The sequence below is a fragment of the Ferroplasma acidiphilum genome, from assembly GCF_002078355.1.
In the GTDB taxonomy this organism is placed as follows: domain Archaea; phylum Thermoplasmatota; class Thermoplasmata; order Thermoplasmatales; family Thermoplasmataceae; genus Ferroplasma; species Ferroplasma acidiphilum.
Window position 1 is genome coordinate 62,332 of sequence record NZ_CP015363.1, and the last position, 16,064, is coordinate 78,395.

The 16,064-nt window shown below is 36.4% G+C and carries 17 protein-coding genes; 5 read left to right on the forward strand and 12 right to left on the reverse strand.

Annotated elements, in window-relative coordinates:
- Positions 1–13: 13 nt before the first annotated feature.
- Entirely contained in the window at positions 14–733 is a 720-nt protein-coding gene (gene sppA, locus fad_RS00395; protein WP_081141301.1) for a signal peptide peptidase SppA, read from the forward strand.
- Between the two features lie 41 nt (positions 734–774).
- Here sppA and fad_RS00400 read toward each other — a convergent pair whose 3' ends face one another.
- The 4 genes from fad_RS00400 to fad_RS00415 form a co-directional block, all read right to left on the reverse strand.
- The gene (locus tag fad_RS00400; protein WP_081141302.1) at positions 775–1,785 is read right to left on the reverse strand and encodes a nicotinate-nucleotide--dimethylbenzimidazole phosphoribosyltransferase; all 1,011 of its coding nucleotides are present in this window, start codon (positions 1,783–1,785) and stop codon (positions 775–777) included.
- A gap of 71 nt (positions 1,786–1,856) precedes the next feature.
- Entirely contained in the window at positions 1,857–2,813 is a 957-nt protein-coding gene (locus fad_RS00405; protein ID WP_081141304.1) for a cobalamin biosynthesis protein, read from the reverse strand.
- Positions 2,810–4,231, reverse strand: a complete 1,422-nt coding sequence (locus tag fad_RS00410; protein WP_081141305.1) for a cobyric acid synthase — start codon at positions 4,229–4,231, stop codon at positions 2,810–2,812. Before fad_RS00410 ends, fad_RS00405 begins: the two co-directional genes overlap by 4 nt.
- Positions 4,224–5,252, reverse strand: a complete 1,029-nt coding sequence (locus tag fad_RS00415; protein WP_081141307.1) for an aminotransferase class I/II-fold pyridoxal phosphate-dependent enzyme — start codon at positions 5,250–5,252, stop codon at positions 4,224–4,226. Before fad_RS00415 ends, fad_RS00410 begins: the two co-directional genes overlap by 8 nt.
- Before the next feature lie 189 nt (positions 5,253–5,441).
- Here fad_RS00415 and fad_RS00420 point away from each other — a divergent pair, with 189 nt between their 5' ends.
- Positions 5,442–6,326, forward strand: coding sequence for a coiled-coil protein (locus fad_RS00420; protein WP_081141309.1), 885 nt, complete (start codon positions 5,442–5,444; stop codon positions 6,324–6,326).
- A gap of 179 nt (positions 6,327–6,505) precedes the next feature.
- Here fad_RS00420 and fad_RS00425 read toward each other — a convergent pair whose 3' ends face one another.
- Positions 6,506–6,751 (reverse strand): hypothetical protein, encoded by a 246-nt coding sequence (locus fad_RS00425; RefSeq protein WP_081141310.1) that lies wholly within the window; start codon positions 6,749–6,751, stop codon positions 6,506–6,508.
- Positions 6,752–6,932: 181 nt separating this feature from the next.
- Between fad_RS00425 and fad_RS00430 the strand changes: the two genes are divergently transcribed.
- Complete coding sequence (locus tag fad_RS00430; protein WP_009887387.1) at positions 6,933–7,856, forward strand: IS5-like element ISFac2 family transposase; 924 nt, start codon at positions 6,933–6,935, stop codon at positions 7,854–7,856.
- Between the two features lie 2 nt (positions 7,857–7,858).
- Complete coding sequence (locus tag fad_RS00435; protein WP_081141312.1) at positions 7,859–8,035, forward strand: TIGR00304 family membrane protein; 177 nt, start codon at positions 7,859–7,861, stop codon at positions 8,033–8,035.
- On the opposite strand, the gene fad_RS00440 is transcribed toward fad_RS00435, so the two are convergent.
- The gene (locus fad_RS00440) at positions 8,016–9,098 is read right to left on the reverse strand and encodes a sugar phosphate nucleotidyltransferase (RefSeq protein ID WP_081143130.1); all 1,083 of its coding nucleotides are present in this window, start codon (positions 9,096–9,098) and stop codon (positions 8,016–8,018) included. The two genes, fad_RS00435 and fad_RS00440, sit on opposite strands and share 20 nt — an antisense overlap.
- A 384-nt stretch (positions 9,099–9,482) precedes the next feature.
- Here fad_RS00440 and fad_RS00445 point away from each other — a divergent pair, with 384 nt between their 5' ends.
- Positions 9,483–11,834: an ABC transporter substrate-binding protein gene (locus fad_RS00445; RefSeq protein ID WP_196795603.1), complete on the forward strand. Its 2,352-nt coding sequence runs from the start codon at positions 9,483–9,485 to the stop codon at positions 11,832–11,834.
- Between the two features lie 2 nt (positions 11,835–11,836).
- Here the strand turns inward: fad_RS00445 and fad_RS00450 are convergent, their stop codons facing one another.
- From fad_RS00450 to fad_RS00475, 6 genes are read right to left on the reverse strand one after another with little or no spacing between them, the layout of a single operon-like run.
- The gene (locus tag fad_RS00450) at positions 11,837–12,994 is read right to left on the reverse strand and encodes a hypothetical protein (protein WP_081141315.1); all 1,158 of its coding nucleotides are present in this window, start codon (positions 12,992–12,994) and stop codon (positions 11,837–11,839) included.
- Complete coding sequence (locus fad_RS00455) at positions 12,981–13,802, reverse strand: hypothetical protein (RefSeq protein WP_081141316.1); 822 nt, start codon at positions 13,800–13,802, stop codon at positions 12,981–12,983. Before fad_RS00455 ends, fad_RS00450 begins: the two co-directional genes overlap by 14 nt.
- Positions 13,792–14,808, reverse strand: a complete 1,017-nt coding sequence (locus fad_RS00460; RefSeq protein WP_081141318.1) for an ABC transporter permease family protein — start codon at positions 14,806–14,808, stop codon at positions 13,792–13,794. Before fad_RS00460 ends, fad_RS00455 begins: the two co-directional genes overlap by 11 nt.
- A gap of 55 nt (positions 14,809–14,863) precedes the next feature.
- Complete coding sequence (locus tag fad_RS00465; RefSeq protein ID WP_081141326.1) at positions 14,864–15,394, reverse strand: GNAT family N-acetyltransferase; 531 nt, start codon at positions 15,392–15,394, stop codon at positions 14,864–14,866.
- Entirely contained in the window at positions 15,391–15,714 is a 324-nt protein-coding gene (locus tag fad_RS00470) for a transcriptional regulator (protein ID WP_081141327.1), read from the reverse strand. The genes fad_RS00465 and fad_RS00470 overlap by 4 nt, the downstream gene beginning before the upstream one ends.
- A 48-nt stretch (positions 15,715–15,762) precedes the next feature.
- On the reverse strand, positions 15,763–16,005 hold the full coding sequence (locus fad_RS00475) for a hypothetical protein (protein ID WP_081141329.1): 243 nt from the start codon (positions 16,003–16,005) through the stop codon (positions 15,763–15,765).
- Positions 16,006–16,064: the final 59 nt, after the last annotated feature.

Below are 16,064 nucleotides of genomic sequence, written 5' to 3' on the forward strand. Positions count from 1 at the left end.
CACATATTATTATATGTATATTGGCGTTTTAAATTTCAAAGGCACAATAACAGGGAGTTCGCCGGGCACCTATATGCCTGCCCTGCGTTATATAGAAAGGAAAAACAAGGTAAAAGCATTGCTTATTGTTATAAACTCCGGAGGCGGGGATGCCAACGCCACAGAAATACTCTATAATCAATTAATGAAAATATCCAGTAAAAAACCGGTTTATGCCCTGATAGAGGGAATAGGCGCATCCGGAGCCTACTGGCTTGCATGTTCAGCAGAAAAAATATTTGCTATGCGGACATCGCTTGTGGGTTCAATCGGCGTTATAAGCATGTCACCTGACTTTTCAGAATTCCTTGATACCCTGGGCATAAAAATGAGGATAAATAAGGTTGGAAAATATAAGGATATAAATTCTCCATTCAGGCCAATGACGGAGGAGGAAAATACCATTTATAACAATATTATGAAGGACGTTTACTCAGTATTCAGGGAAGAGGTCAAGAAGAGAAGAAACCTTGGTGAAGATATCATGGAAGATATTGCAACCGGGCTTGTATTTTCTGCAGAACAGGCAAAGAAAAATGGGCTAATAGATGGAATAGCCAATCTGGAAACTGTGGTTGATGAATTAAAAGCAAAAACAGGAACAAATTCTATAAAAAATCTCACACCAAAAAGGCCATTTATTTCCCGTTTAATGTCCATGTCTTTCGAGGCTATATATAACGTTATAAAATAAATTTCCTGGAATTAGCTAGTGAATTCCATATTGCAATAATATCATTTCAGGAAGGACCTGTACACTTTTTTTATATTGCTGTATACTGGTGCAGTATTGCCGCCAAGGAGGTATGATATTCCGAAAGCCGCACCGAATCCAGTGCCTTCTTTTACATATCCTTCATCGTAATATTTCAATCCAGTTATCCCGGAAAAATTCATGTTTGCATATAATACGCTTTGCCCGGCAAGCTTTCTCATAAGTTTTTCCTTATCTTTCATAATATAGCCTGTTGTGAAGACATACCGGTTATTATTGCCATTTATCAACCTGTCAAGGTAAAAAACTGTTGCCATCTGGGTACCTCCTGCATAAAATAATGTTGATTTATTAATAACACTGCCAATACCCAGGGAAATTGCCATCATATAATCGCCGAATTCAGCCACGCTATCATTATAACCTGGCAACTTTCCAGTCCTCTCCAGTGCACGGGCTGTAAATGATTCTTTTATTGCATCTGGAGAATTTTTCATTGAACTGCTTGTCATTTCACCAATGCCAATAGAGGAAAGTACAGTGTGGGCAGTTGTGGTACCTCCAGGAACACTTTCTGCAAGAAATATAAATTTATACTTTCCATCAAGCAAATTCCCGAGATAACTCCCATAAGCCTTTGCCCTTTCATAAAATTGCAATGCCTTTTCCTTTGAGCCGTCACCCGCACTTCCCAGTGATGTTTTTATGAATGGAACTGCAGGATCCTGGATAAATCCAGCATCCATAATTAAGGTATTTATGCCCGATATTTCATTGGCCCCCCTTGTTATTATTGATGGTGTAGGAATGCCCTCTTCTGTCATTGGAACAACATCATAGCTTATGCATTTCCCTGCTGATATTATTTCAGAATCCAGTACCGGTGTCAGTTTGGTAAGCTCCGGAGACGCACCTGCCGCAGAAATACCGGGAATTGTTGATACCTGAGTTGTACCTCCAAGAAGAATATAAAGTATATCATGCCTATCTGTAATTTTGTTATAAACATTATTGCCTTCAACTATTTCCATAAATTGCCATTGCCGCGATATTATAATACTTCTGCTGAAATCATGTTTAAATTCATTAAAGGAAATTTTATTTAGAATAAGAGAAAGATATGCAACACAAACAGGACAAGCATTACTGGAATAACAAATATCAGCAGGGTTAAAACTGAGGAAAGGTAGTATATACGCATTGCTTTCTTTATATCATTAACACCGGGGGATTTTGCATCAGGATTTATTATGTATTCACCGGATTTCTCAAGCCTGATGCCAAGCACTTTAGCCATTGCCCCCATGCTGTATCCTGCATTCAGGCTGTCTGTTGTATTTACTATCCTGGTTTTTGCGTATTTAATGCCCAGAAGGAAAGCACTGATGCCGAATATAAATGGTGCCATTCTTGAAGTGATAAAGTTTGTAATAGAATCTCCAATTGCAGTGCACCTCCCGAATTCATAGTGGATATTGTCACGATATGCTATATTGGAATCCATAGTATTGATAACCCGGGCCACCATTGCACCAGCGATGCCAAAAAACGCATAGAAGAACATTGGAGTGAGATATCCATCTACAAAGCCTTCTGCAATAGTTTCTACTGCCGCAGATGCGATTTTGCCAGAATCCATACTGGAGGTGTCCCTCCGGACAACCAAGGATGTGTATTTTTTAGCAGAATCCAGATCACCTTTTTCCAGTGCATTTATAATTCTGTTTACATGTGTTCCCATACCCCTTATAGAAAATGTACTTTTAAGGAAATATATATAGATAAAAGCGAAAAGAATAAGCAATATAGTATTTTTGGCTATGTATAATAAATACAGTACGGCAAGCAATGGAACCGTATTTATAAGTATAATAGAAATAAGAAAAAAACATCCGGCTGCTATTTTATTATTCTTTGAAATAAACCGTGTTTTTAGATTTGATATTGTAATGCCTATAAAAACTACGGGGTGTATCCTGTTTTGAGGCTCCCCTATAACAACATCAAATAAAATAGAAAAGAATAAAATTAATAATGCCAGGACAAGCAATTCAATCATAATATCAAATCTTCTAGCAGTTCCATATTCATATTCCCGGTAAATAGCTTTGAGGTTGCAGCTATATTTTTAATCATGGTTTTTCTGTAATCTCCACTCTCAATATTCAGCAGGCGATTCAGTAATGCCCTATTCTCAAATATTCCGTGTATGTTTGTCCCATATATATTTCCACGCACAGACCCCTCAGGCTTTCCATCAATGTATGCCAGGGGCGGCTCCATATTCCTCACTATTGACCCATAATGTATTTCGTAACCTTCTCCATGAATTCCACCTGGAAAAATCTTATCATTCAGGGTGTAGTTCACAGCACCTGTAATCTTTTTATTTTTAAATTCTGTATCTATATCCAGTATTTCCAGGCATTTTATTTCCCTTTCCCCGGATTCCACATTATCATTATCTATGACCCGCTTGCCCAGCATCTGATACCCGCCACATATGCCAATTATTGTTTTCGTTGCCTGAAGTGATATCAATTTGCTGGCTATCCCATATTTTTCCATATAATGAAGATCCTCACCCACAAGTTTTGATCCTGGCAATATTATAACATCGCATCTGTCCAGTGCATCAATGTTGTCCTTATCCACGAATGTGAATCCAATATTGAGCAGGTAAAATGGGTCAAAATCGCTGTAAACTTCCATATGTGGATATTTTATTATGCAGATTCTATGGTTCTGTATAGCCGGCTTATTATAATTCAATGAATCTTCACCTGGAAGGGAAATACCAGAATATGGGATAACCCCAATAACCTTCTTTCCTGTCAGTTCCTCCAGCTTTAATATTCCTGGAGAAAGCATATCAGAATTTCCCCTCATCCTGTTTATTACCAGGTATTTTACAAGATTACTATCAGGCATGAGTTTTACAGTGCCATAAAGGGATGCAAAGACGCCTCCCTTCTCAATATCTGAAATTAGAATTGCAGGGGTACCGTACATACTGGAAACATATGAATTTGCAAAATCACGATCCTGCATATTTATCTCTGCAGCTGAACCTGCACCTTCAGATATTATAATGTCATATTCACCGGAAAGCCTATCTATTGCACCCTTTATTATTGCTTCAGCATTATTTTTCAGGTAACTGTAATACTCTTCTATTTTCATGCTTCCTATAGATTTCCCTTCTACTACAATCTGTGATTTTCCCATTCCTTCCGGTTTTATAAGAAACGGATTCATATATTTAGAAGGCTCTGCACCCGCAGCAATAGCCTGAAGCCACTGGGCCCTTGATATTTCAGAAGAATCCTTTAAAGATATGGAGTTCAGGGACATATTTACTGCCTTAAACGGTGCAACTCTATAGCCTTTTCTGGAGAAATAATAACACAGGGACATAGCCAGTGTGCTTTTCCCTGAATCAGAGGAGGTTCCGAGAACCTGTATCATTTTAACCATGTATGTCACCGGTATAATAACTTAAGGCGTTAATTAAAACTTTATTTTTAACCCTTTTTTTTACACTTATTCTCATATAGTTGCTTCCGAACTCATTGTAATCATCCAGTAGCCTTATCATTATATTTTTACCTGCTAGATAGGCTTTAAGCTGGGGGCCATCAATATTGCCTGGCAATTGAAATGTTATGTAGTTTGCCCTTGGCTTCCCTACAGTACGGAAACCCATATTTTTAAGAGATTTTATAAGATAATTTCTTTCTGTTTCTGTGCTCCTGGCCACATTGCTTAAATCCTGTATGTTCCCATCTATATATGCAAGGGCTGCCTGATTGATTCTCCAGGGTTCAAGCTTCTCTTCAATATTGTGTATTGTTGTACTGTTAGATGCAATATACCCTAGCCTTAATCCCGGAATGGAAAGTATTTTTGTCATGGACCTGCCGATTATAACATTGTTATATTTTTCAATTAATTCTCTTTCTATTATTTCCCTATCATTTACAAACCATATGAATGACTCATCCAGAAATACTGTTGAATTTTTCTTCATTGCAATTTCTATTATAGTATAAATGCTGCTGGAACTCATCAACTGACCGGTAGGGCTATCAGGATATACAAGAAATAACGCTTCAAAATTGAAATTACTTAAAATCTCAGGATGGCCATTTAGAACATTAAAGGGAATAATTATTCTCTTTCCCTCAATTTGAGGTTTCAGATATTCTGTAAAGGAAGGAGAAATAATAATTACATTGCCTTTAATTGATGCCAGGAAAGTATGAATGAATGCTGTAAGCCCTGAAACCAGAGAAATATTAGCCGGATTAAACTCATTGCTCGCCAGGATCTTTTTATACGCAGCCAGGTTTGTCTCCGGATAGTTTTCTATATATTCTTTTTTTATAATAAAATTTTTAATCCTGTTAAAATCACTTATACTGGCTGAGAAATCCAGTATACTGGACAAACTTGCCTGATTTTCCCGGGCAAAGTCGTATATGTTGCCACCATGCATTTTTGTTTATCATTATTTGTTATATAATTTTATATAATTTTAAAGCAAATTTATAATATTGTTGTATTTGTTAGTTAACAGTAATACTTATATAGTCTTTTTAAATACAAATTTTAATTGCAGATATATGTGAAATGGATTTTTACTAATCCTTCCGTATTATCTGAAATAAGATATCGAAGTGTTAGCATGACAGACCTTTTGGAAGATTTTGAGACAAAAAAAGAGGCAATCAGAGATGAAGTAGAACTCCATATTAAAAAGCGAGATGAAGCCAATGCAGAAGCCCAGAAGTACGCGAAGATCCGTGATGAGTTAAATCAGAAAACCCACGAAATGCGTGAACACGCAAAGGAAAAAATCGCTGAAAAAAATGAGTTAATTGAGAAAATTAAAACTTTGAGGGACGAAAAGGAAGTTCATTACAAAAATCTTTCTGAATTGAAAAAGCAGCTACGTGAGTACAGGTCAAGCCTTGGTACCAATATTGATATTAAGGACATTAAAGCTAAAGAGAAAGAGTTGCAGTACCTTGAGAGAAGGCAGCAGACAACCGAGTTGAAAAAGGACGAAGAAAATAAAATCATTGTTGAAATAAGAAGGTTAAACAATGAAATAAAAAAGTCAAAAACACTCAGGGAGCAGGAACTTTTAAAGAATGGCGATGTAAAGGAACTTACTGACAAGATCAATGAAGAAAGGACTGTAGGAGAAGAATATAAAAAGGAAATAGAAGATCTGTCAAACAGGATCTCACAGCTCAGTGATGAAATTAACGATGAACTCCAAAAGCTTGATGAGGTTCGCAAGGTCGCTGACGAGAATCACGAAACATTTATTAAATATAGCCAGGAGTCCGAAGCAGAACACGCAGCTTTCCTGAAGGCAAAAATAGAGCTCAAGGACATGGAGAAGGCTATATATTCCATAAGGAATAAATCCAAGGTCACAAAGAGAAAGGAAAAGGAATCTGAACTCCAGGAAAAGGCTTCTGAACTTTATGAGAAATTCAAGGCCGGAGAGCAGCTAACTACCGAGGACCTTTTAATATTGCAGAAGGCAGGTTTCCTTTAATCCTGTTTTTAGTTTGTATATTACATTTACCAGCAATTTTCCATATTTTATAACTTATTTTAAGTGGAACAAGGATTTAGATTTATTAGCAATATGGGTTGCATACTCCTGGCTCCAGATTTCAAATTAAATTATAGAAATGTTGTTGATTGAACTATCTTAAACATAATATGGCAAAATTAAAATGATAGACTAAATAATGTACCGGCTATAAACTCAGGTGGCGGTATTAAAATGCAAGGGAAAAACGGCAGTTCAAATAGTTTATATGCAGGAATTCTCCTGATATTATCGGGATTTGCCATTCTTTTTACCCTAGCAGTAGAAGGACTCGCCAGGGCAGGTTTTTTGCTTTTCTTTCCCTTTATAGTTAGCAGCAGCCCTCTGGCATTTATCCCGTTTATCCTCATTTTCTCCGGAATCATTTTACTGTTTATCTCTTTTCCTTTAAATTTGAATAAAGAATACGATAGGGAATATGGTATATACACAGAACCAGAACATGTAGTGTGTTGCATAATTCATTCTAATTTAATAATTATTCCATAATAAATTTAAAACTTAAAAGGTAAACCCCTATATAGTGAAATATAGGGGCGATTTGCTTTGACACCACAAATCAATAATAAAATAAATAGAAGTATAAAAAGATACTGGATTGGTTCCAACAGAAGATGGGAAAAGTATAATGAATCACTTGTAGACAGGGTGGAATACCTTACAGATCTGTCATTTATAAAGGATTATGATACTCTATTAGAGGAAAAGAATAGTGGAAAAATAGGCCATCCATACAAAGTACCCGATGCATTGATAATGTATTTAGCGAGATTAAGATCTATATTTAATGTACCGTTCAGGTCACTTGAAGGGATATTGAGATCCTTAGCGATTATAACAGGAATAAAATCAATATCATACAGTGAAATATTCAGGAGGATAAGGAGAATTAAGCCTGAATTGAATAATATTAACAATAAACTGGATTGCATTATAGATTCTACTGGATATAAAATAACAATAAGGGGAGATTACTTAGGCCATAAATGGCATAAGAAAAGGAAGGGGTGGCTCAAATTACATGTAATAATATCATTGAAGGATGTTAATGTATTATCATTCACTATAACAGATGAGCATACACATGATTCTAAAGCTGCTAGAAAACTATTGAGTAAAATGAAAAATAATATTCTAAGAATATTTGGGGATAGGGGATATGATTCAAAATATATCTACAATATGTTCGGATATAATGCAGTAATACCCCCCAGGAAAAATGCCTCTACTAAATCCAGAGGTTCATCCACAAGGGCCAAGATTGTAAGATTTATAAAAAAGAATTCCATGGAACAGTGGAAGGAGAATAATAGCTATGGTAAAAGGTGGATTGTAGAAATATATTTTTCAGGATTAAAAAGAGTAATGACAGAGGTTATTAAAGCTAAGAAAATAGAGTATATTATACAGGAATTAGCTCTTAAGGTTGTTAATTACAATATTATGAGGGGGATGACACATGCCTATTAATTATGCAACACACTACAGAACATGAAAAAGAGGAAAAGGAATCACATTTTGGCGGTTTCCTGATGATAGGCCCGATTCCTGTAATATTCGGAAATGATAAAAAGATGGTTTATATATCAATTGCCGTGGCAATATTCATCATAGCATTATACCTATCATTTACATTTCATCTTCTATAACTTTGGATGCAAGTGAAACATTATATATTCTCGATTTTCCACGTAAATCCATATCCGGAGCAATTATGCTGTCCACGATTTCCGAGTTTTCACCTATTACACAATTTCTCATTATCACAGAATTCCTGATTTTGGTATTTTCCCTGACAGTAACATTATCCATCAACAGAGAATTTGTTATTTCAACATTATTTCCAATATTTTCGTTATCATAAAGGGCTGAATCTTTGATGTGAACATTATCACCTGCCTTTATGTTTCTTCCTATATAACATTTCTCTATCCCGGTATTATGGATTCCTGCCATATCAAGTATTATATTCTTCCCTTTTATCAAATCCCCATCGCTTAATTTGCCATATTTCTCCACCATAATCTGGTTTGCAGTTATAAGGTCATTAGGCCTTCCAGTATCAAGCCACACACCCTTTCCCATATAACCATATATATCTATGTTTCTCTTCATAAGTTCCGGAAACAGGTCCTTGGCAAAATCATAGGGCATTGTTGTTATATAATCCAGAATTTCCGGTTCTATAACGTAAATTCCCGTACTGGCAATATGGGAAAATGTCTGGTCCCTGTCCGGTTTTTCCAAAAATCTAACAATCCTGTTATTTTCCATTTCCACTATTCCAAATTGCCTCGGATCTTCTACTTCAGTTAAGACTATTGTTACCATTGCCTTATTTTTTTTATGAAAATTTATTATATCTGAAATATTAAAATCAGAAAGTATGTCTCCGCTTCCAACAATTAAAGTATCATCTATAAAATTTGAGACCATTTTTACGCTTCCAGCTGTTCCTGCGGGTTCTTTCTCTACTGAGAAGAGTATAGCCTGGTCATTATGCCTGTTTTCTATAATGCTTGTTATCAGCGAACTGAATTTATATCCTGTTGTGATTATAACATCTTTTATTCCGGCATTGTAATAAGAGTCCAGCAAATACAGCATGCATGGTTTGCCAGCAATTGGAACTACAGGCTTTGGAATTGAATATGTTATAGGCCTTAAGCGGGTACCCTTCCCGCCTGCCATAACAACAGCTTTAATACTCATAAAATTGGATAATATAATCATTTATATTATTTTGTATTATATATACTGGAATGCAGGTTTATGCAGCAATATGCGAATAAGAATTTATTGTAAGGCGTATATAACCGGCATAAATAACATTAATTTCTTATATAACATAGTTGAACATATTATGGTCAGCTGGTTTATAAAATAAATAATCATGATTATTATATTTTCCAGGTATCTGTAAAGCCACGCAACCTGATGTTAACGATATTATAGCATACAGCCGGTTTCTCCTCCTGCCTCTGTTAATTTATCCTGTGTACCCGGAGCCTTTGCCGGCCTTTTGGCCATGTATATATGCCACTATTAGAAAACCTTAATTATCCAATTTTAAATAACGTCTGCATGAAATCCAGCATGCCAGATCCCGAGACTTATCCAAAAAAACCAAGGTCTACAAGAAAAAAATGGTATGCTGTAATTATAGTTCTCGTACTTATAATATCATCATTAGGGGTCCTTTCTCTATTACACCCTGAATCTAAATCTCCTGATATTTCTGTGGATACCGCTCCAAATTATCTGAAAACCGGGAGTAACTATACCATATCACTGAAAGCAAATGAGCCCTATAAAACGCTGACAATTTTCTGGGGAGACGGCAACAGTACAGCATTAAATTATACACAGGAAACAGTATCAGTATCGCACATGTATGATAGTCCTGGCATATACTATATATACTACATAGCAAATTTTACATCAGGGCCGGAGGAATTCAACACATACATCCCTGTTTATGTTGAAAGTGCAGGCACCGGCAATAGAACGGCGGAAGGGACACTCACAATCCTGAAAAGCTCTATTTCTCCTGTAGTCGCAAACTCTAATATATATAGCAATAACACAACTATAGGAATGAATATCAGCAATGCAGGAAACCCCTCAAATTCAACATTTACAATAGTAAACCAGACATTGTATGTTTATAAAAATGGGGGTTTAAATAAAACACTTTCTCCTGGAAATAATGACACACTTACAGTTAATACCGGATATTATATGCTAAAACTTTCAACTATTACAGGCAATAAGGCCGGAACAAATTATACAACTTATTATTACATGGATATTCCGGTAAATCCAGCCGCGAAACTATATATTAATACCGTTAACAATTCAATAGTGATGGATAGCCTTACGCCATACGCAAATCTTAATCCCCAGGAAGCTTATACAACATCTGAACTTGAAATACTTGGCAATATAGAGGAAACCCTTGTGGGAAATGGCAGTTCCGGGTACTTCCCTGAAATTGCTGCTTCCCTCCCATCCCCACATGGGAAGAGCTATACTTTCAATATAAGCAGCAAGGCTAAATTTTCTACAGGGCAACCGGTAACTGCTTACGATGTTTATTATTCACTTGTTATGGACCTCCTTCTGGAAAATAAAGAGCCACAGACCCCTGGATGGCTACTTGCCCAGTATCTCTTGCCTGGGAATTACCATAGCACAGATAATTATACAAATATAAAGAATGCAATAGCATATAATAATTCCACACAGACTGTCACCCTGAATTTTACAGCAAAACTTCAACCAGATACAGTATTCAGCATACTTTCTTCTCCCGGGACATTTATATCTTCATATTCTTATTTAGTGCAGAACGGTGAAAATTTAACATTGTCGCCAGCAGGGGTTAGGGCGTTTGAGAACAGCAATAAAACATATGCAATGTCGGGTGCCATTTCAGATGGTCCCTATATGATATTATCTTCAGTTCCGGGTGAATACATCACAATGGTAAGAAACCCGTTTTTCATTGGAAATGCCAATAACAGCGTTCCTACAATAAATTCAGTTACAATTGATTACATAAGCCAGTATTCATCTATTTATCAGGATTTAAGATTTAATACTTCCCAGCTGGCTATTTTCCCTGATACATATCCATATACTTCATATTTAACAACTGTTAAACCATATAATAATTCCTATAACGTTTCAACCATATACGACTTTAATGCCAATGTAAATAAAACTATTCTGGGAAAATATACAGACCAGGTAAATTTCCCCGCAAACTTATTTTCTAACATAACTGTCAGAGAGGCTTTCATGGAAGCCTATCCTGGAAATAATTTAACATCCGCGGAGGCTTTGTGGAAGTCATTTATTAGCAATACAACTACCTCGAGCAGGTTCCATATTGATCCCTCCGGGAAGTATAATAACAAACCGCTGGAGATCCCTATATTTGCCATGCCGCTGGTTTCCGGTCCAAATCTGTCCCAATTTGCCGCGAACCTTAAGGAAATGACAAATAATAGCTCCAGTTTTTCCATTGTTACAGAGCCAGTGTCGTTCTTCAATGAATACACATATTCAGGATTGAACCCTATGCCTATATATGAAACTATAACTGCAGAAAACATGAATTTATCCGCATATTATAGTTACCTGGGCAGCACTATGAACTATACCCACGCCTACAATAATGGATTCAGCAATTATTCATTTGCTGCAAGCCATATGAACCAGTCAATTATTATGAGCCAGTTAAATTCCAATATATCCAGCTTAGTTATGAATTATAACCAGACCAATCTCAATAAAACAAAATCACTTATGAACAGCCTTTATCTGTACATAAATACCTCCAGGAGCATAAATACGAAGCTTTACCTGCAAAATTATATAACTGCCGGGAACGGCACATTCGATAGCCAGGGAATTGTTATTTTCAACAGGCTTTCGATGTAGCCCTATGCCCTTATAACCCTGTCAAATATTCTATTTTTGTTTTCAGCAACTTCATCATCTGTACAGATATACAGGCATGCCATATTCTGTATCGATTTAAGCCGTTTTATGAATTCAACAATTTCTGTTGCATGACCTGGATTAAGGGTAATATCGGCAATTATAACACTTTTTCCTGTTAGAAACGCAAGGCAGGTCAAAAGCTTGTAGAGGTCTGAAATATTTGCATCTGTGGGAAATATGTCATAGATGCCTTCTTCATATTGAATGCCTGTAATGTTCATATAACTTTTAACCAGATTAATAATTTCAATTTTTAAAATATTTTCACTGTATGATTTTGCAACCTTAAAATTCATAAAATTGAAATCCTTCCTTCCCTTTTTCATAACGGACTCCCTCTTCTTATGGATTTTATGGCATGATTCTCCATTTACGTTGCATTCACAAATTTCTCCATTAAGCCCGTCAAGAGTTAACCTGTATCTGTAATAATTCCTCAACATAACCATATCAGCCAGATTAACACCGGTTTTTTCACCTATCATCAGAGCTGCTAGCAAATTTTCCCTATCTTTCGATTCTGATTTAAGGATATTATACATTTCTGTATACTTTGGGAGAACGCCAAAATCCTGTGATTTTATAATTGCATAGGTAAGCTTATCTTCTGCAGCATCAAAATTTTTTATAATTTCCCTTATTTCAACAAGCTTAATCATTTCCCTCCTTATTATGGCATTAAGTGCCTCAATCCTCGTCTGATATGGGACAAAATCAAGTATCTGGCTGGAAATCTTTATTCCGGGATCGAAAGCATCCAAGGGATCAGGCGGTATGGGAAATATATCGCCCAGTAAGCGCCCCAGGATCCCTATCCTGTTCCCGTTGACCCTGAACTTTTTTATTTTAGTTATAAGTTCAACCATGTCCCTTCCACCGTGCATCAATTTGCCACCCGGTTCCATATTGTTAAATATATCAAAAACAAAAAGCCCTGTTATTCTAGAAATATTCCTATTTCTGGAATATAAGAGCACATCGCAATCCCATCCCAGATCAATATTCAGGTTTTCTATCTCAGTGATTCCGTTTAATTTTATGCTAAATTCCCTGAAAGAAATAGAATTTTCATTTTCCTGATTATCATATTGTGGCATCGTCCGTACCCCCGTTCAGTTCATAGCTTAAAAGCGCAGCAAATCCAATAAACACTGTAATAAACGCAAGTGGAAAAATTATTACCCACCAGACACCGGATTGGATAAAAGTGCTTATGTTTCCATTGAGGTACATTATATTGCCTATATCCACTATGAAAGGATTATGAAAATAGAACCCGAAATAGGTAATTATTGTAACCACACCTGTAATGGCACCTAAATCAGTAATAAAATACGGCGCAAAGCCAGCCAGAATTTTTTTATAACTGTATTGTTGCCTGTTTCCAGTATTATCATCAAAAAATTTTATGGACCTTAAAATGTAGAATGGAGACCATCCGGTAGAAATTGCAATAATTATTCCGATCTCCATGGGCCTGGCGACATAGAGCACCAGAAGCATAACCAGTATATATGGGGCACTGGAGAAAATCTTCGTTATATAAATTATGGCTTTTCTGTAACCCCCCCCAATTTTTGCTGCTGTAAAGCCAATTGCGATTCCTGCTACGGATGAAATCAATAATGACGCAAGCATCACCGTGAAATCAAATTTTAATGAACCAAGAAGGGCGGGCAATAGCATTATGCTGTCATATGTTGTTCCAAGGTATAATTCCCATCCAGAGGATAATGAAGGCGAGTGTGGTGCAATACCATTGCCGTATCTGAATGAAAGGAGTGTGCTGAGATTATGGACACCAAGATACTCTGGATATACAATATCCAGAACAAAGACCAGCAAATAAAGAAAGATCACCAGAGAACTTATAAATATCAAGGCCCGCCTTAAATTAATCCGCATGTTTGACCTCCCTGTTCAGCAAATCTATAATGGCATCAAATATAATTACTATTATAGCAAGCATAAATACACTGTATAGCCCCCCCATAAACCCGAAATTATAATTCATAAACGAATAAACTGCAAACTCCCCGAGGTTCATATATGAGAAAACGAAACTTATAAGAACCAGCCCGCCAATAAATATGAGGAATACCGGTTTTAATTCCTCAAGAAGCCTGGAACGAATGCCCCTTTTTACATATAATATGTAATTATCCCTGAACGCATCCCTTGTTGTTCCGGCCCTCATGAAACTGCTGTTGTACACTATAGATGCTTCATGGCTTATATATACACTAAGGTATATGGTGGTTGGCACTAACAGGGCTATAAATGGCATTACCATATGTTTCAGATAATCAAATAACACAACAGGTGAATGGTGTATAAGGCTATCCAGAATAATTATGTTTGTCGGGGATGTAATAAATAGCCCCTGCCCGGAATATGAAATCCAGCTATGCCCTATAATTGAATGTATTGAGAGTATGCTACCTGAGGGAAACCACCCCATGATTCCTGCAAAGACAGTAACGAGCGTAAGCCCTGATACCATGTAAAGAAATAGCAGCGGAAATATGCTCATGCTTAACCTTCTTACCGTTCTGAATGCTGTTCCTGAGTAGAAACCAATCAGATAGGCAAGTGCATATGATATAAGGAATGTGATAACCAGGAAAAATATTGTTTCAGGAAGAATAATTGAGACTGCACTTTTTACTGTGCCTGAATAAATCAAAGTATTCACGTTTCCCATTTTTCCGGTGATAAGGGCATAAAGAAAATAAAAATACTGGAAAAAATCATTTTCATGCAATCCAAGGGCGTTGATGGAAGTTCCGGGATAATCTTTTTTTAATATGATGACCGGAACAAATTTATAAATAATAAACAGGAGTATAGTAAAACCTATAAATATGAAAAAGTATTTTGCAAGAATATTTACAGGTTTCTGATTTTCCATTATAAATTGCTGATAAGATTGATAAATTTAAATGTTTATGTCAGACAGCATAAGCCTAATCTCCATTCCACCCAGATGTAAAATATGTCATCAGCACATCATCAACATACCTGTCGCCAATCAGAAATTGCCGCTTCCTTACACCTTCATACTGGAACCCGAGATTCCTGTAAGCCTGAATTGCGTGGACGTTACTGGAAAATACCTCAAGGTTTATTTTCTCTATACCCTGCTGCTTTGACCATGAAATTGCATCCCGTATCATCCCTGTACCCATGCCCATATGCCGGTATTCTTTTCTTATTGCAATTCCCAGGGATGCAACGTGCCTGTTTTTCCTGTACATGCCCCTCTGGATTGTTGTCACCCCGGCAATTTTGCCATTCAACTCGCAGACAAGTGTCAGGTCATCCTTATTCTTTAGTCTTTCCCGTTCTCCCCGCTCTGTCAATAAATAATATTCACTCACAAGGTAAATTTTTTCATCCATGACGCTTTGCATGCATTCTATAATTCCCTTGGCATCCTCAGGGACTCCTCTCCTTATGGCATAATTTTCAACTGCCCCGTCTCTTTTTAATATCATGATGATTCTAAAATGTTTTTCAATTCCCTGTAAATCTTCTCTATGTCCTCGGAACTTTCCCTTGCAGCTTTCAGTATCTGATCCTTATTACCCAGGAAATCAGAGGTCAGAATAGCGCCCTCCCTTGATGCCTCAATAATTCCCTCGTGTTCCAGAATTCTGAGGGAATACCTGATTTTATGTTCCGGTATCCCCGTCTGCTGGGACATTTTAATTATACCCAATGGCTGTTCCATAAGCAATGTTTTAATTATAGTCATATGCCGTTCCAGGGTTTCTATATTTTCCCGGATTTCCTTAAAAATCGAATAGTCATTCATGGTAACAAATAACAAGGCATTATTTATTACTTTTTAAAATAACCAAATTTAGGAATTTTTGATGGTTTCAGAGCTATAAATAACCTTATCCTTGTCTGTTATTGTAAACTTTGCTGTGGTATCAACAAGGGCACGTATCTTCTCAATCCTTTCCTCAATATACTCATCATATTTGTCAGGGTTTTTTGAATTTGCCTTAATTTTCAGCGTGTTATGCAGCAACGCAATCTGCAGTCGTATTTCGAATTGCTTCCGTTCATTAAAATTATTTATGTCAAAAGCCTTAACCATTTAGCCCTTATTACTTTATTATTTTATTAATTTTTCCTATTTACGATTATCTGATGCTG

Excerpts from the sequence above, each read along its gene's own strand:
- sppA (WP_081141301.1), top strand. The coding sequence starts at position 14 with ATGTATATTGGCGTTTTAAATTTCAAAGGCACAATAACAGGGAGTTCG.
- fad_RS00400 (WP_081141302.1), bottom strand. The coding sequence starts at position 1,785 with ATGGAAATAGTTGAAGGCAATAATGTTTATAACAAAATTACAGATAGG.
- fad_RS00405 (WP_081141304.1), bottom strand. The coding sequence starts at position 2,813 with ATGATTGAATTGCTTGTCCTGGCATTATTAATTTTATTCTTTTCTATT.
- fad_RS00410 (WP_081141305.1), bottom strand. The coding sequence starts at position 4,231 with ATGGTTAAAATGATACAGGTTCTCGGAACCTCCTCTGATTCAGGGAAA.
- fad_RS00415 (WP_081141307.1), bottom strand. The coding sequence starts at position 5,252 with ATGCATGGTGGCAACATATACGACTTTGCCCGGGAAAATCAGGCAAGT.
- fad_RS00420 (WP_081141309.1), top strand. The coding sequence starts at position 5,442 with ATGACAGACCTTTTGGAAGATTTTGAGACAAAAAAAGAGGCAATCAGA.
- fad_RS00425 (WP_081141310.1), bottom strand. The coding sequence starts at position 6,751 with ATGATTCCGGAGAAAATGAGGATAAACGGGATAAATGCCAGAGGGCTG.
- fad_RS00435 (WP_081141312.1), top strand. The coding sequence starts at position 7,859 with ATGCAACACACTACAGAACATGAAAAAGAGGAAAAGGAATCACATTTT.
- fad_RS00440 (WP_081143130.1), bottom strand. The coding sequence starts at position 9,098 with ATGAGTATTAAAGCTGTTGTTATGGCAGGCGGGAAGGGTACCCGCTTA.
- fad_RS00445 (WP_196795603.1), top strand. The coding sequence starts at position 9,483 with ATGCCAGATCCCGAGACTTATCCAAAAAAACCAAGGTCTACAAGAAAA.
- fad_RS00450 (WP_081141315.1), bottom strand. The coding sequence starts at position 12,994 with ATGCCACAATATGATAATCAGGAAAATGAAAATTCTATTTCTTTCAGG.
- fad_RS00455 (WP_081141316.1), bottom strand. The coding sequence starts at position 13,802 with ATGCGGATTAATTTAAGGCGGGCCTTGATATTTATAAGTTCTCTGGTG.
- fad_RS00460 (WP_081141318.1), bottom strand. The coding sequence starts at position 14,808 with ATGGAAAATCAGAAACCTGTAAATATTCTTGCAAAATACTTTTTCATA.
- fad_RS00465 (WP_081141326.1), bottom strand. The coding sequence starts at position 15,394 with ATGATATTAAAAAGAGACGGGGCAGTTGAAAATTATGCCATAAGGAGA.
- fad_RS00470 (WP_081141327.1), bottom strand. The coding sequence starts at position 15,714 with ATGAATGACTATTCGATTTTTAAGGAAATCCGGGAAAATATAGAAACC.
- fad_RS00475 (WP_081141329.1), bottom strand. The coding sequence starts at position 16,005 with ATGGTTAAGGCTTTTGACATAAATAATTTTAATGAACGGAAGCAATTC.